This is a genomic window from Brevibacillus laterosporus, from assembly GCF_030489605.1.
GTDB classification, from domain to species: Bacteria; Bacillota; Bacilli; order Brevibacillales; family Brevibacillaceae; genus Brevibacillus_B; species Brevibacillus_B laterosporus_E.
On record NZ_JAUKFY010000033.1, the window covers coordinates 1 to 15,670 of the forward strand.

At 37.9% G+C, this 15,670-nt stretch carries 11 protein-coding genes; 7 read left to right on the plus strand and 4 right to left on the minus strand.

The window, feature by feature from the left end:
• Positions 1 to 424 precede the first annotated feature (424 nt).
• Positions 425 to 1,141: a YqeB family protein gene (locus QZ995_RS21965; RefSeq protein WP_301811837.1), complete on the plus strand. Its 717-nt coding sequence runs from the start codon at positions 425 to 427 to the stop codon at positions 1,139 to 1,141.
• A gap of 393 nt (positions 1,142 to 1,534) precedes the next feature.
• Here the strand turns inward: QZ995_RS21965 and QZ995_RS21970 are convergent, their stop codons facing one another.
• Positions 1,535 to 2,569, minus strand: a complete 1,035-nt coding sequence (locus QZ995_RS21970; protein WP_301811839.1) for an RICIN domain-containing protein — start codon at positions 2,567 to 2,569, stop codon at positions 1,535 to 1,537.
• Positions 2,570 to 3,113: 544 nt separating this feature from the next.
• Between QZ995_RS21970 and QZ995_RS21975 the strand changes: the two genes are divergently transcribed.
• Both QZ995_RS21975 and QZ995_RS21980 read left to right on the plus strand, forming a co-directional pair.
• Complete coding sequence (locus tag QZ995_RS21975; RefSeq protein WP_301811841.1) at positions 3,114 to 4,160, plus strand: PTS sugar transporter subunit IIC; 1,047 nt, start codon at positions 3,114 to 3,116, stop codon at positions 4,158 to 4,160.
• 346 nt (positions 4,161 to 4,506) lie between these two features.
• Positions 4,507 to 4,647 carry a DUF3956 family protein gene (locus QZ995_RS21980; RefSeq protein ID WP_301811842.1) on the plus strand — a complete coding sequence of 47 codons (141 nt, stop codon included), beginning with the start codon at positions 4,507 to 4,509 and terminating at the stop codon, positions 4,645 to 4,647.
• Positions 4,648 to 5,142: 495 nt separating this feature from the next.
• On the opposite strand, the gene QZ995_RS21985 is transcribed toward QZ995_RS21980, so the two are convergent.
• The 3 genes from QZ995_RS21985 to QZ995_RS21995 all read right to left on the minus strand — a co-directional run bounded on the left by QZ995_RS21985 (position 5,143) and on the right by QZ995_RS21995 (position 11,077).
• On the minus strand, positions 5,143 to 7,044 hold the full coding sequence (locus tag QZ995_RS21985) for an ADP-ribosyltransferase (RefSeq protein ID WP_301811844.1): 1,902 nt from the start codon (positions 7,042 to 7,044) through the stop codon (positions 5,143 to 5,145).
• 234 nt (positions 7,045 to 7,278) lie between these two features.
• The gene (locus QZ995_RS21990) at positions 7,279 to 9,741 is read right to left on the minus strand and encodes a binary toxin-like calcium binding domain-containing protein (protein WP_301811845.1); all 2,463 of its coding nucleotides are present in this window, start codon (positions 9,739 to 9,741) and stop codon (positions 7,279 to 7,281) included.
• Positions 9,742 to 10,510: 769 nt separating this feature from the next.
• Entirely contained in the window at positions 10,511 to 11,077 is a 567-nt protein-coding gene (locus QZ995_RS21995; protein WP_301811846.1) for a helix-turn-helix domain-containing protein, read from the minus strand.
• Positions 11,078 to 11,278: 201 nt separating this feature from the next.
• Here QZ995_RS21995 and QZ995_RS22000 point away from each other — a divergent pair, with 201 nt between their 5' ends.
• The 4 genes from QZ995_RS22000 (at position 11,279) to QZ995_RS22015 (ending at position 15,541) form a co-directional block, all read left to right on the plus strand.
• Positions 11,279 to 12,244, plus strand: coding sequence for a DMT family transporter (locus QZ995_RS22000; protein WP_301811848.1), 966 nt, complete (start codon positions 11,279 to 11,281; stop codon positions 12,242 to 12,244).
• 460 nt (positions 12,245 to 12,704) lie between these two features.
• The gene (locus tag QZ995_RS22005; RefSeq protein WP_301811851.1) at positions 12,705 to 14,063 is read left to right on the plus strand and encodes an Nramp family divalent metal transporter; all 1,359 of its coding nucleotides are present in this window, start codon (positions 12,705 to 12,707) and stop codon (positions 14,061 to 14,063) included.
• A gap of 148 nt (positions 14,064 to 14,211) precedes the next feature.
• Complete coding sequence (locus tag QZ995_RS22010; RefSeq protein ID WP_301811853.1) at positions 14,212 to 14,376, plus strand: hypothetical protein; 165 nt, start codon at positions 14,212 to 14,214, stop codon at positions 14,374 to 14,376.
• Positions 14,377 to 14,557: 181 nt separating this feature from the next.
• The gene (locus tag QZ995_RS22015; RefSeq protein WP_301811855.1) at positions 14,558 to 15,541 is read left to right on the plus strand and encodes a carbon-nitrogen hydrolase family protein; all 984 of its coding nucleotides are present in this window, start codon (positions 14,558 to 14,560) and stop codon (positions 15,539 to 15,541) included.
• The last annotated feature ends 129 nt before the right edge of the window (positions 15,542 to 15,670 follow it).

Genomic DNA, 15,670 nt, shown 5'->3' on the forward strand with positions numbered 1-15,670 from the left:
GTTGTGCGAGTGAGAGAACTTTTTTTAAAGGCTGGTTTGACTAAAGCATTCATGGAGATCAACGAATTGACAGAGAAAAACGCCGCTATTAACAACAATTAGCAGTCTGCAATCTTCTACTGTTAATCGCATTTTACAGGATGATGCTATTGGAAAATCAATTATTCTCTCATACGTAAACAAAAATAATTCAGAAATATACAGTGAATTGACTATAAAATTTTTTTGCGATAACATTTGATTGATTGTTCGAAAAATTAATTATTCCATCAAAAATTCAAGGGAGAGCTTTTGTATGAACATCAGCAGTGAGGAAAAAACAAAGAAGCACAGCAACGTTAATGGGGAAGAGAAGCAATCGTTCATCGCTTACGCAGGACGTGATTTGAAGTAGGATCATTATACATGAAGCAGGTGAAAATAGATGACGGCATCTAAAATATCATTGAATGAACAAAAAACAGTTGTTGGATATACCAAAATGACTGGTATTTTTCTATACGGTGGATTCGGAATAGCAGGATTTACTCTTGGTTTTTTTCTTCCAAAAATAGCGGCATGGGCTATAACACTTCCTTGGGTCCCATTCCGAGGAATTTTAAAACTTATCAATTCCTTTCAAGGATTCTGGCCTACTGTCGTGCTGGCAGTGATTGGTTTACTTGCGGGTCTAGTGTTTGCTTACATCGTTGTTAAAGAATGTCTGATCATAACGATTACGAGTCAGGAGGTACAATTAGAGAAGGATGAGTATAAGCAGACAATTGCCTTAAAAGATATTGATACAGTTTTCTTGGATGAAAAACAGCTGGTCATCCTTGGGAAATCAGGATATGAGCTTGTACGAGAACAAAGCGATGAAACAGCTATCAAAATAAGCAATGCTTTTAAGAAGCATGGTTACCCTTGGGCTTCAGAAGGGGACCCGTTTAAAGACGAGTATCGGCGCTGGGTCCTTGATACCCCAGATATATCACCATCTGCCAATGCTCTAATGAAGGCGCGAGAAATTGCCTTGGAAAAGAAAGAAAAGGAAGATATCAGAGACCTTCGCAATGAACTTGCAAAACTTGGCTACATTGTACGTGACGAGAAAACAAGACAATACTGGCGAAAAGTACATAAGGATATACAGAATTAGTGAGGGTTTTTATCCAGTGAGGCTCGCGAAATGAAAAATGGGGTAATACCTTCATATGTTCAGGGAAGAAAAGGTATATGAAATCATCATCAAAACCCTTACGTCCTACTGAGTCGTAAGGGTTTTTCCTGCTTTTGGGTATAAATCAGATGTTTATAGATTTCTAATCCTTGCTCGCCTTTTTGTTTCGTCATATATATTTATTGAAGAGAGTAAATGAACATTAGCTATACTATGTATTGCTTGTGAGAAGGAATACAGCAAAGGTGTTTTGAGATATCTGAGCATATTTTCGCTGTAAATCATTGTCCAAACAGCTCTCTTTTGTCTATGGATGAAGAAACAGTACTGTTAGATAGCAAGGAATAAGACATTTCTTATGTTCTAATGAGGTTACGGATATGTTGTGTCGTGTATATTATTTGGATCCTTCACTGACCATGATCCTATAACTTCGCCATTCGTACGTTTTAGTACATAGATATCTTGCAGGCCGTATGACGCATAACGAAGCGGTATGTCATAGGGATTATGAATTTTCCGAGTAACTTTGATCTCTGTCATTTTTTCTGTTGTATGAGATAAGGTAGTAGATAATGCAGTTACTATATTCAATTTTAAGCCTGCAGTTAATCCCCCTATATTTAATCCTAAATCAGCACCAACATCTATATTAAGGGTTCTAGCCATACTTTCTTGGTCTGTAGTTTTCATACCAACGGTTAGTTCTTTCACTAGCTCCTCTGATTTAGGAATGGTATGCTCGGCTAATAAGGCCCAATTTCTCTGATGTTCTAATACATAATAGGGGCTCTCGGTTAGCTGCACCACTAAATCAAGGCTATTGTCCTGAACCATAATGAAGGGTAACATAATAGCTCCGACTGTTACTGGTTTGGTTTGGCCAACTAAATTTTGGGTAGCAGATGTGATTCGAGGGGCTGGTTCTAATGTCCCTAAAACTGGCAGAATGGGTACAGGGAACTCCTCGTTCATTTTTTTAAAATACCATTGTTGATCATCTGCTGTATAGTTTTTTTGCCATTGAACCAGATAGCTACCTGAGGTTTCTGATCCATCAGATACCCCAATAACCTTTCCGCTATTGTTGTTTCGTATAAAATAATATTCATTGTTGATGAAATCAAAATACCATTGCTGATCCTTTGCATTGCTATACTTCCATTGAAGGATTTCAGCTCCATCCTGATTGGAACCATAAGATACTGCGATACTTCTTCCGCTATGTCGTGGGACAATTACATAACCGCTATCTAAAGAAAAAAACATGTAGTTCTGATCAGGAGCATTAATATCATCATAAATGACAAATCTGTCTCCATCTTCAGTTCCGCCATAACTTACCCCAATAACTTTATGGCTCTTTTTGTTTATGATTTTGTAAATACCATTTTTTTTAAAGTTCATAGGAACGCCTCCTTTTACAAGTACAATGTAAGTACACAGGAAAGATAGTACTAGTAATATTAGTGTATGACTTATTTTTGGTAATATTTAGTTTTCGGGAAATTATTTATGTCTTTCTTGCTTTACATAAGATCTGGGAACTTGAGGGAAAACAAAATAAGTTCAATAACGTAGTATATTCTTCTGAACATGTCACTCTGTTCTCAGACTATCTACATCAATTATTATTAGAAAGTCTCTGTTAGTTACACTGATTTAGCTCCGGCAGGTGATTTAAGAGGATGTGCTGCTCAAGCTCTATGCGACTTTATGCAGCAAGAAGCTGGAGCCTAATTCTTTTACTCCCTCTTACTGGTAATGCATTACGGTAATTTTATAGGAAGAAAAGTGAATGATATTTAAGTCAGAAGTTTTTAAATTAACTAAAAGTAAACGTTTCCTAATAAACAAGCTATAATGAGGGCGTATTATAATTCTTCATAATTTGAAAACTGGATTTTAGGCATTATTTCATACTAAACCTGATTAAAAGGAAGTTGATATCATGGAGATTCTTAAGGGAACGATATTGCTATTATTTGTACTAAGTCTGTTTTCACTTTTTAGTTTTAAAGCGCCAAACGGAATGAAGGCTATGGGGGCTTTAGCAAGTGCGGCCGTTGCTAGTTTTTTAGTTGAAGCTTTTCAGCTATACGTTGGTGGCGATTTAATCGGTATACCTTTTTTAAAGGAGGTTGGGCAATCTTCCGGCAGTCTAGGCGGGGTAGCTGGTGCAACTTTGGTTGCTTTAGCGATGGGGGTATCACCTGTTTATGCTATGCTTGTAGGGGCTTCTGTGTTAAGTTTTGGATTGCTGCCTGGGTTTATTGCCGGTTATCTAATATCATTTTTAGTAAAACAAATTGAGAAACGTGTACCGGAAGGATTAGATTTAATTGCTTGTATTGTAATTGCAGCACCATTAACAAGATTAATTGCAAAAGGAATGGACCCGATTGTAACAGTAACATTGAAGCAAATCGGTGGAGTTATTACGTCATCAACTGATGCTAATCCAATTATTATGGGAATTATTCTAGGTGGAATTATAACAGTTGTTGCAACTGCTCCGTTAAGCTCAATGGCATTAACAGCATTGCTTGGATTAACAGGGTTACCGATGGCAATTGGTGCATTGGCGGTAACAAGCTCTTCCTTTATGAATTACGTTTTCTTTAAACGAATGAAGCTTGGAGATAAGCGTACCGTAATTGCAGTTTCGATTGAACCGTTAACGCAAGCGGATCTCATTTCTGCAAACCCTATTCCGGTTTATGTAACGAACTTTATTGGTGGTGCAACAGCGGGAATTATTATTTCCATGTTTGATCTGATTAATAATGCAACCGGAACAGCAACGCCAATTGCAGGACTTATGGTTATGTACGGATTTAATGATCCGATGAAGGTGACATTATGCTTCTTATGTATTATGGTATCTGGCATTCTTTCAGGATATATTGGCTCACTGTTATTCAAAAATTACCCAATTCGTACAGCAGAGCAAATTCGTGGTACGGACAGAAAAGCAATAGATGCGGCGGCTTCGTAAATGAATGGGTTAAAAGCGGATCAAATTACTAATAGCGCTTCATGCAACGGCTAAAGATGAACTTGAAGCAGCTCGAACAGGTCGTGGTCTGCAAGAAGGAAATTTTACATGGGCACACACGAAAACAAGACCATTACATGTAAAATCAAATCGCTGAAACGATGTACCGTAAACCGATATCTTGTTCCCTCAAAGGATTTTTATGCGATAAGATGAGACTTACAATTTTTTTAGACTAAGTTACACTAGTAAATTCGTTGAAATTTACTCAATTAGGAGGTTGTCCCTATCACTTAAATCCTTCTTTTCATAGTATGTAGCATACTCTCGGAAGGAAGGTGAAAATATGGTAGAAGTTACTTGTATAGATGAAGTAAATGATCAATTCTTCTTAGTTGTCACAGTTGCCGGTGTGACAGTTCGAACACCTATTAATGAGGTATTAGCAAACTTTCTGCTAGCGTTAGGTATACCTCGCTGCACATAATTTTGGTTCAACTAGAATGCTGCTTAAAAAAAGACAGAGTGAAGGTATGACCGTTTGGGACAAGTCCTCCAGAGATAGAAGGAGGGGTTGTCCCTTTTTTTATCCGCAGCTTGTTATTGTGGAAAGTAGCTTGCAAGCCTTATCCATATGGCATATGTGAAAAGGATTTTACTATAAGCAATCATAAGGAAGCAGAAAACACCGGGTAAGAAATACGTGTAAAGAGGCGTGCTATTTCCTGGGACATAAGTATGGGTAAAAATTTGGGGGATAGATAAGAAAGGGAGGCTCTTTACGTGTACATAGATCGATTCGTCAGGGAGTTATCTTAGGTGTTATTCTTTATGCAGGCATGAAAGGAGGCTAACAAATTACTCAAAAAATCATTCTCGACATAAAAAGGAATACACCCCTTCAGCAGTCAATGGAAAACCTTATGGGTTACCGCTGAGCGTTAGGGGTGCATAGATTACGGAAAAACGGTTTGGAGTCTATTTAGTTGGTAATAGAATCTAATTTATTCTTCAAAGCAGTTACGTATTCAACGATTTCGTTGTCATGTAATTGTTGCATTGTTTCATAATGGTTATACATTGTTTTCACATCTTCTAGCCAGATTTGATATTCTTCATTTTGTTGGCTGCGGCTGCTTGTTATTAGTGAATCCAGGATAGCATCATCTTGTTTAGTAACATGACGGAGATTATCTACAATCGTATTAAAAAACTCTAGTACTTCTTCCTTATCCATTTTGTCTGATTTTTTTAATAAACGGTCAAGATCAGATAGAGACTCATCTAAATCAATTAATTTTTCTACAAGATCTTCTTTTTCTTCTTTTAGACCCTGTCTGTCTAATTCTCTTGCTGCTGTATTAACATTTTCTGCAAGGTGGCTCGGAAGTAACGTTGCTTCTACTAATAAATTTGTTTGTTTAACGCCAGACTTTTTCGTGTATTCGTAGGTGTCAATTTTATCAATTCTGTAAGAGGAGCCTTTATCAATGATGAGTTCGGATTCTCCCTGATAGGTAGCAAGATCTCCGAAAATATACGCAGCATGTGTTCCTTCTGGAATATTTATTTTAAATAAAACTGTCTTCGCATCAAACGATTCACTAAAGTGGTTCGCTACTGAGGTACTAAGGAAAGCTTTTTCTTCTCTAATGGAACCTTCCAGCTGATTTTTCAATTTCTGTACAACGTTTTCGTTTTTAAAATTAGTGGTTATGTCAATGCCTAGCGCATCTTTTCCTACTTTTCTATAAACAGTTCCCGCTTCTGTGAGAGGAGACTTGGCTAAAGCCTTTGACATGTCTCTTACTTCTTTTATCTTGTCTAGAGGCAAATCGTTCTCTCGTAATCCTTTATTGATCGTTTTATAGTTCTGAGTGGTATATAATTGGATGGCCGATTTTTGTTCAGGTTTGAGCTTTTGACTATAATCCTTATACATTTCTTTGTACCATGTATCAGCGGCTGTTACATCTTCCGCGAAGTCTTTTCGCTCTGGCTGTTTTTCTGATGCATCCAAGCTCTTATTTATTTCTTCAAATCCATTTTTATTCATTTTGTCCATGTACTTGAACATTTCTGGCGCATAAGCCTTTAATACAGGCTGATAGTTGGGTTCATAATAATACGAAAAGGCTTGTGCAAACACTTCGCGAAAGTCATCGATGTGTTCTTTTACATATTCAGAATCAAAATTCCCCTCATGATCAGGTAAATGGGATAGGAGTAATGCGCTGGCATCCTCATCTGCTTGTACACTATCTAAAGCATCTAAAAATGCCTCATTGACAAAAGTCTTTTCTTCTAACGTATCACGAGCGATTGCTTTTCCAAATTCATAATAAACCTCTTTGCTTTTTGTGTGGCTATCCGAAAACTCTTCCGTATGTATAATCAGAGCCGGATCCTTCCCGCCAATTGAAAAAACAACATGAGAATCTAAGGATACCTCATTTCCTTCGCTATCTTTTATGTTTTTGTCTTTTTCACTGATTTCTTCAACTAAAGGATTTTCTGCAATACTATTTTCGGTCAGATGAATTTTTCCTCCCACCTTTTCATACATTTCCAATACCTCTGGTGGTAGCTTTTTTAATAGTGCTTGGGTATCTTCTAAGCGTTGCTCATCTTCCTTGTTACCTTCTGCTTTTACAATTCCTTTTATGACTTCCTTCATTCTTTCTTCTCTGGCTTTTTTCTCTCGCTCTTTCTTGTCTTTCTCTTCTTTGTCTTTCTTTTCTTTATCCTCTTTCTTTTTATCTTCTACATCATGTATTCCATTTGCTGCATAAGTAATATGGGAAAACGCGGGAGAAGCGGCTGTTAAAGCTACCAGCATAGTAGTTGTACTCAAGACTTTCAACATTTTATTTCTGTGTGGCATCTAAATTCCTCCTTACAGGTAGTAAATCCTAGAAGATAGTAGTGTTTTGAATAAACAGCAAAAAAACAGATTATCGTCTATCCGTGCGCTTCCGACAATAGGAGAAAACAACCCTCTTTTTTAGTAAATCTATGTGATTACTATGAAAAAGAGGGTTATTTTGATATCTAAGGGATAGAGAGAGGGGGATGTATCAACTTTGTGTTCTATTCATCGTGCTATTTGGCCGACTGCTTAACTTTCTTTTACTTGTGCTAATTCCCATTTTTGATTCTCAGTGCCTTTGTAATCTTTTACCTGAATGTTAGACCCGTTTGAAGTGCCTGAACCATCTACATTTAACACTTTAGTCGGATCTTTCTTGTTTTTTAAGATATAGAATCCATTATCAATTCGTTCAGGGATCCAAAAATGCTCGGGTTTCCCTTCAAACGGTGTAGCAAATACATTTATGGAGTCCTGATAAGCATTCCACGCCATAATTTTATCGTTATTTTCTAAGCTTCGAATTACATAGGCTTGATGAGAATCATCATATTCTAGCTTCCATTTTTGATTACTTCCATCGTTTGTTTCCCACACAGTGATATTATTATCGCTTCTATTCCAATCAACTAAACTTGTATTTTTTAATGCTGTTTTTATTTGATAGGTTCCGTCCTCAATTACTCTGCTGGGTACTAATGCACCATTTTCATTAAAATAATATTTTTTCCCATCTATCGTTTGCCAACCCGTTTGCATCACGCCAAATCGATAGTAATACTCTTCTCCATCTAATGTTTCCCAACCAGATACCTCAACCTCATCAGTAGGTTCATCATTCTTTGGCTTGATTAGTATATTCATTCGAGCATGCAGTTGGACGTCATAGATATTTTCTGATTCCATATCTGCTAATTGTTTTTCTATATTTTCAGCAGTTTCTTCATCAAATACCAATTTAAACTCATCTATACTTTTATTGTTGTAATATAAGGTTCCTTCCTTGTCTTCAAAACCAAAAGCTAATTGGAGCGCTTCTCCTAATGTAACATCCGGCTTCGTTTGCTCGATGTAGTCGTCAGGATCAACAGCAGCTACTCGTCTTTCTGTCTCTGAATCATCTGTTTTTAAGATTAATCGAGCAGTAGTTTCCTCAATTTGAGGGATGATATGACTCCATTGCTTGTCTTTATCGACTGATACTAATTTTGTTTTAGGATCAATTACACCCACATAACCGGAAACTTGGTCTGTTTCCAAGCGCATTTGCTGTGTTTGTTCTAGTCTATCAAGCTGATCTTTATTGATTGTGATAGGGCTGGAACCGAAATCGTCTTTGGTTTGTAGAGAAATAGCTGCTTGATCTTTACTCGGATAAAAACGGTCCGGTAACACTACATTTGCTAGTTGGTTTTCTTTTGCTTTAATTGTTGCAATCGTGTCGTTATCTCCTAGCACGAGTGAGGTAGTAGGTGCTGCTTCATAAATAGGTGCCGTACCATTATTAACATAGCGAATGTTTGCATTAAAATAGGCAGCCTCTCCTGCATTTAGGCCTAAGGACTTGGACCAGTTTCTTCCCAAACTCTCAGAGCTTGAACGATCAATGGTTACTGTCTGTGAATTGCTGGCGCTCAAATTAGTAGATACACTTCCACCAAAATTAAAGAGGGAAGCATGGACTTCTGCACCAACAGAAACTTCTGTTGAATGAGTATTGCTTGTGGATGTACTTCCACTGATCGAACTAGTTGTGTTCCCGCCATTTTCCAGCGTTTCATTTCTATTTTTCGAGATAATAAACTTTTCCATATGAACCTGTAAATTAGGATATGCAGCAAGCAATGGATTTCTCACTTGTACCTTTTTATCAATCATTCCTGATACTTTGGCAAAATCGCTATACGGATCAGAAGCGGTGCTCCATTTCATAGGTGAGGATGTATATTTCGTTAATGGTTCTCCAGATTTCGTGCGTTTTTTTCCATGGACTTTTTCAATCCAAGGCATCAGGATTAGTTTTTTATTCTTGACATCCAAGGTATATCCCTCAACTTCTAGGGAATCAGGGATGCCGTCACCGTCACTGTCTTCAACTTCGTTATCAGAAGCTGAAATACTTCTTTTTTTTCTGCCAGATTCATTCTCTGGTTGATTTTTTATGTCAGGAAGCAGCAGATTTCCCTCTGGAATAATTTCTTCCGTTCCGTTTGGAGTAATCCATGTAAGCTGTAAGCCAAATTCGTCAGCAGAAGAGGATTCAGGCTGATAAGTCATTTTTACTTTATAAAGCTTCCCTTTTTCTAGTTCGATTTTTTGCGTAGCGGAGGAGTGATCGATGATTTGTTGATCATCAATCCATAGCACGGTGTGGTCATTATCAGACGTGGAGAACGTATATTCACCTGATTTTTCTACTTTAATAAATCCTTTCCACATGGCAGATTGAAACTGTTGCAATTCCTCAGGCAACATTTCATCTAGTTGATCGCTGTCGATGGATAAATCGCCTGTCTCTGAATTCGAGATCATAGCAGTCTGTTTTAATTCTTTATCATTGAAGTAGTAACCTATTAAGCCTTTAAAATTAGCATCTTGTGTAGTTACTACTTCCTTTTCGCTTGAAGCCGCATGTGATAGTTCTGGATAGGTCGCAAATTGACCAAGAAGGGCGGTTGCCATCAAACATTTATACATTTTAGGTAATTTCATGGTATCCTCTCTTTTCTATGGAGTATTTGAGTATTACGTTGCTAATCCAAGTATATTTTCTAAAGGTCGTAAAACTTTTGAAATTATACCCAGCAATAAGGCAAAGCGTGCTTAATGAAGAAAAACCTCCCTTTTATTAATAACAAATTTCACATTGAAATAATTTGTTTTTATTTTTAATGAAAATATTTTATCATTTGGTTTTCAGTGAATTGAATAGCGAAAAATATATTTGACAAAGTTACTTTTAGCCGTTCATTTGGAATAAAAAAATCACGATAAGCATAGAAATCCGAACGTGTTTTGCCGAATGCAGGATCATTTAGAAAAGCTTAGCAAAGCCGATGTTCACGTGCATGGCATACTCTAATGGGGAAAGTCGGGGGAGAAATAAGACCCGTTTTTTAAAAGACGATTCAGGTAAGCAGGATTGATAGTGTCGTTATGTTTTTTCTTTCAACAATAGAAGAAAACATGAACAAATAACTAACGGATAGATGCGAGATGGCGGGGAATGAGAGAGCTTTCTTGAAGAGGAGCCTTTTTGGCGGAGAAGGTTCTTGATACAGTAAAAAGAGTTATCAAGTTTTAGTTTGACAGGGTGAGCTAGGCAGCAACGTGTCGTAATTAAAAGCTGGTATGAAGGCTAATAGACAAGCACGAAAACGTAAATAGAGTGCCAGTAGATTACTGGCACTTTTCTTTTTGCTAAAAAATATGTATACATATACTGAAAAAAGGCGGGAGTCATTGTTCCTATAATTTATAGCTATTTATAGCTGATGGCTAAATGGAGTATAACCTGTTCATCTCGCACGTTTGTGTAAACATGCTTTTCGCTCGCTGTAAACTGAATGGAGTCGAATTTGTTAAGTGTATAAGTGGCTTCACCGATCGTTACTTGAACTTCTCCCTCCATTACGGTAGCAATCTCAATCGTACCAGGATGATGGGCTTCAGGCTCATACCTACAATGGGGTTGCAGGAAGCCGCGATACATCTCAATACCTCCTCTTGTATCATTAAACAATGGTTCGAGCACCCATGCTTGACCCCCTTCTGAAAATTGTGGCCCTTGTCCAGCACGTAAAATATTAATTTCATTTTCCGGTTTTAAGAGTGTCATTAACGGTACAGAAAGACCGTTTGAAATTTTCCACAGCATCCCTAGCGTTGGATTTGTTTCACCTCGTTCAATATTTCCAAGCGTAAGCTTACTGACTCCTGTCTTTGCGGCTAATTCCTCTAAACTTAAATTCTGTTCCTTTCTAAGCTCTCGAAGTGTAGTACCTACAAATTGAATCAGTTTTTTTGTTTCATCTTTAGTAGAACCCATGTATTAATACACCCTTTTCAATGTTTAGCTTACTTTTTTCTTGTTTTTATATAATATACTATATCAAATGAAGAGAGGATTACTATTTATAAGTACTTTCCATTACATTTTTTATTCGATTTCATAATATATTATACTTTACATTATGATAAAGTATGTATATTATAGTATACCATGACAGATAAAAAGAGGTGAATATATATGAGAGCAGTACTAGTTGGGATATTATCATCATTGTTTTTTTCAGCGACCTTTATCATAAACCGAGCCATGAATCTTGGGGGAACTAGCTGGGCTTGGACGGCATCTTTACGGTTTATTTTAGCCCTTCCATTTCTTTTTCTTATCGTATTGTTTAGAAAAAATCTAAAAGATTTATTTCGGGAAATGGCCAAGCATCCATTTCAATGGTTATTATGGGGGACAGCAGGTGGTGTAGGCTTTTATTCATTATTAAGTTTTGCGGCAGTTTATGGTCCATCCTGGTTAACATCGGGGACGTGGCAAGTTACGATATTAGCGGGAGCATTGCTTTCGCCGTTATTTTTTGTAACGGTACCAGCATTAAAAGGTCATACGAGAGTATGGCAAGCGATTCCTTTTAAAAGCTTGCGTTTTTCTGTCATTATTCTGCTTGGTGTGATCCTCATGCAGGTAAATCAAGCAGGCCATATAAGTGCTCAGGCATTTTTGCTAGGATTTATACCCGTTATAATCGGTGCCTTTTTATATCCATTGGGGAACCGTAAAATGATGGAGCTGTGTGAGGGGAGAATCGATACCTTCCAGCGTACATTAGGAATGGCAATTAGCAGTTTGCCAATTGCCATTATTTTAGGAATTTATGGAACGGTTACGGTGGGGTTACCGACTGGAACTCAATTTGTTCAAGCCGTATTGCTGGCTCTATTCTCTGGAGTGATTGCAAGCATTCTTTTCTTCTTAGCAACAGATTTGGCCAAAAACAATATGGGATTGCTTGCAGCAGTCGAATCCACGCAATCTGGAACGATGATCTTTACCGTTCTTGGTGAAGTTATTTTATTACATGGATCATTTCCCAGAGGATTATCTTTACTTGGAATGATTGTCGTGATAATAGGGATGATTTTGACCAGCCTAGCAAATGGCCAACAAAAAAGTCTAGCAAAGAAAAACGTTACGTAGACAGTGGGAGTTGTACAAATAGAGGAGAGGGAGAAAAGCTAGGCAGAGAAGGCAGTTACAAATCTAGATAGCAAATTCGCTGGAGCATCTGCAGTCGTTGAAGGATCAACCGTAAAAGAAAGTAGCATTTCTCTATTAGCTGCCCAGCAACCGTATTTTGCATGATTCCGAATATGTTATTTTGAAGCCCTCTGTTCTATTTTCATGACAGAGGGTTTTAGATTTATAAGATGCGGTTAAAAGACTCTGAATGCATGTTTCAGCAGGTTGATCATTTTTAATCAGGATGAAAGTTTCCCCTGAGACAAAAAGTTGCGTAAGGTTAAAAAATATTTACAAATGAAACGATGTGGACGTATTATATAAATGTATACACGAGATCGGTGTACTTTTTTTTACATATATTTTTTCCCTAAGGAAACATAATTTCCTTTACGCAATTTTAGTAGGAGGAAGAAACATGAATGCTCGAGTCGAAGAAGCAAAAGACAATAGCGGTTGGTTACAGAGAAGTTCCAATGTAAGCCTAGAAGAAGTGAATAATTCCGTGCGAATTCCCAATAAGGCGGGGTTCTGGCGCAAATTTTTAGCTTTTGCCGGTCCTGGTTCGTTAGTTGCTGTTGGTTATGTTGATCCGGGAAACTGGGCAACGTCAATTGCAGGCGGGGCGCGGTTTGGTTATACCTTGCTGTCTGTGATACTCATTTCTAACTTAATCGCCATCCTGCTTCAATCTTTGGCAGCTAAGCTGGGGATTGTTACCGGTCGGGATTTGGCGCAAGCTACACGTGATTCGGTAGGTAAAAAAACAGCTTTTGTTCTCTGGATATTAACTGAGCTTGCTATTATCGCCACCGATTTAGCAGAGGTGATCGGTTCTGCAATTGCCCTAAATTTATTGTTTGGTATCCCGCTTTTAGCGGGTATTGTCATTACCACTCTTGACGTTTTGCTATTATTAATGCTCCAGAAAAAGGGATTTAGAATTATTGAATCAATCATTATCGTGCTAATGACAACAATCTTTGGTGTATTTGCTTTTGAATTGATCATCTCAAAGCCAGAGGTATCAGCGTTATTATCCGGTTATATTCCTAAGGTTGAAATTGTTACAAATCCAGAAATGCTGTTTGTTTCTCTTGGAATTTTAGGGGCAACCGTGATGCCACATAATTTGTATTTGCATTCGTCCATCGTTCAAACCCGTCAATATAAACGCAACCGGGAAGGGCGCAAGGAGGCACTTACATTTTCAGTGCTTGATTCAACCGTTTCCCTTTCTGTTGCTTTCTTGATTAATTCAGCCATTCTGATTCTCGGAGCAGCAGCTTTTCACGGGACTGGCTTGGACGTATCCGAAATCGAAGGGGCATATGAGCTTTTGAGTCCGACTGTTGGCGTTGGTATTGCAAGTACCTTATTTGCCGTTGCATTGCTCGCCTCCGGTCAAAATTCCACAATAACTGGAACCCTAACAGGACAAATTGTCATGGAAGGCTTTATTCAATTGCGTATTTCACCTTGGCTTCGCCGGATCATTACACGTTTAATTGCTGTCGTACCAGCGTTTATTGTAACCTGGATAGCTGGCTCGAGAGGAACAGGAGATTTGCTTTTATGGAGTCAGGTGGTACTTAGCCTGCAGCTTCCATTTGCAGTTATTCCGCTCGTATTATTTACAAGCGATAAAAGGAAAATGGGCGAATTTGTAAATCGCACCTGGGTCAAATGGCTAGCTTGGCTGTCCACTGGCGTTATTTTAGCATTAAACGTATTTTTGGTCGGATATATTATCATTACTGGTCACGACCTGGGCTGACAATCAAAATAGCGATGGTTTCAATTGGGAATTGCTATCTGCATCTAAATTAAGTGATATCCAAAGTGAGAGATCTTCATTTTTGGAAGGTCTCTTTTTTTCACGTATTTTTGCCAATGCAAAGCTCAATCATAAATGTGACTATGCTGTGAAGACAAAGCATCAATTCATGGATATAGTAAAAAAGCGGAAAGGTACCCCAACAGATGCCTTTTTCTATTGGAATCGGATTGTAAAAGATATGCTATTGCAAACACGGTTCGAGCACCGTCATGCAGCGCCGCAACGTACGCCGGGGGAGGTGCACGTCTAGAAATTTCAAAGATACATCGTGTATAAAGGGCCCCTTGGATTGATTAGCCTCGATTAGTGGTGGATGGATAAAATAACGATTGAGTGGATGGTTACACCAAATTTAGTAAATGATAGCATTTTTGTTGCAAGAACGATTCAAACCTATTGGAAGGAAATAAACAAAAACAAGAGGAGGAATTATGATGAAGAAATATCCGAAATTTTGTGCAGCAGCAGTTCAAGCAGCTCCCGTATATCTAGATTTAGATGCAACAGTCGAGAAATCTTGCAAATTAATTGATGAAGCTGCGTCTAATGGTGCAAAGCTAGTCGCATTTCCAGAAGCATTTCTTCCAGGTTACCCTTGGTTTGCGTTTATTGGACACCCAGAATATACAAGAAAATTCTATCACGAGCTATATAAAAATGCAGTTGAAATCCCCAGCTTAGCCATTCAAAAGCTAAGTGAAGCAGCTAGAAGGAATCAAACGTATGTATGCATTTCTTGCAGCGAAAAGGATGGGGGTTCTTTATATCTAGCACAATTATGGTTTAATCCGAACGGAGATTTAATTGGAAAGCATAGAAAGATGAGAGCATCGGTTGCAGAAAGATTGATCTGGGGTGATGGAAGTGGAAGCTTAATGCCTGTATTTGAAACAGAAATAGGAAATCTGGGCGGTCTTATGTGCTGGGAGCATCAAGTGCCATTAGATCTTCTTGCCATGAATTCACAAAATGAACAAGTTCACGTCGCTTCTTGGCCTGGATACTTTGATGATGAAATCTCCAGCAGATATTATGCGATCTCCACCCAGACCTTTGTCATAATGACTTCATCTATTTATTCGGAAGAGATGAAAGACATGATTTGCTTAACGCCAGAACAAAGAGAGTATTTCAATACATTTAAGAGTGGGCATACTTGCATTTATGGACCTGATGGAGAGCCGATTAGTGAAATGGTACCCGCAGAAACAGAAGGAATTGCTTATGCAGAGATCGATATCGAAAAAATCATTGATTTTAAATACTATATCGATCCCGCAGGACACTACTCCAACCAAAGCTTAAGCATGAATTTTAATCAAAATCCCACCCCTGCTGTGAGAAAATTTGGAGAGAGAAAAAACGAGACGATTTCTTATGAAGAAATCAATTTATTGGTAGGTAGTGAGAGATAACGTCATAAAATCGCTAGTTTAGGCGAGTGAAGTAGAGTGGACAATCATCCATATCTTTTATCATATTTTTTGAGACTAGGCTCAAATATGAATAGAGACTATATTCATAGAACCCTCATGTTATTATGC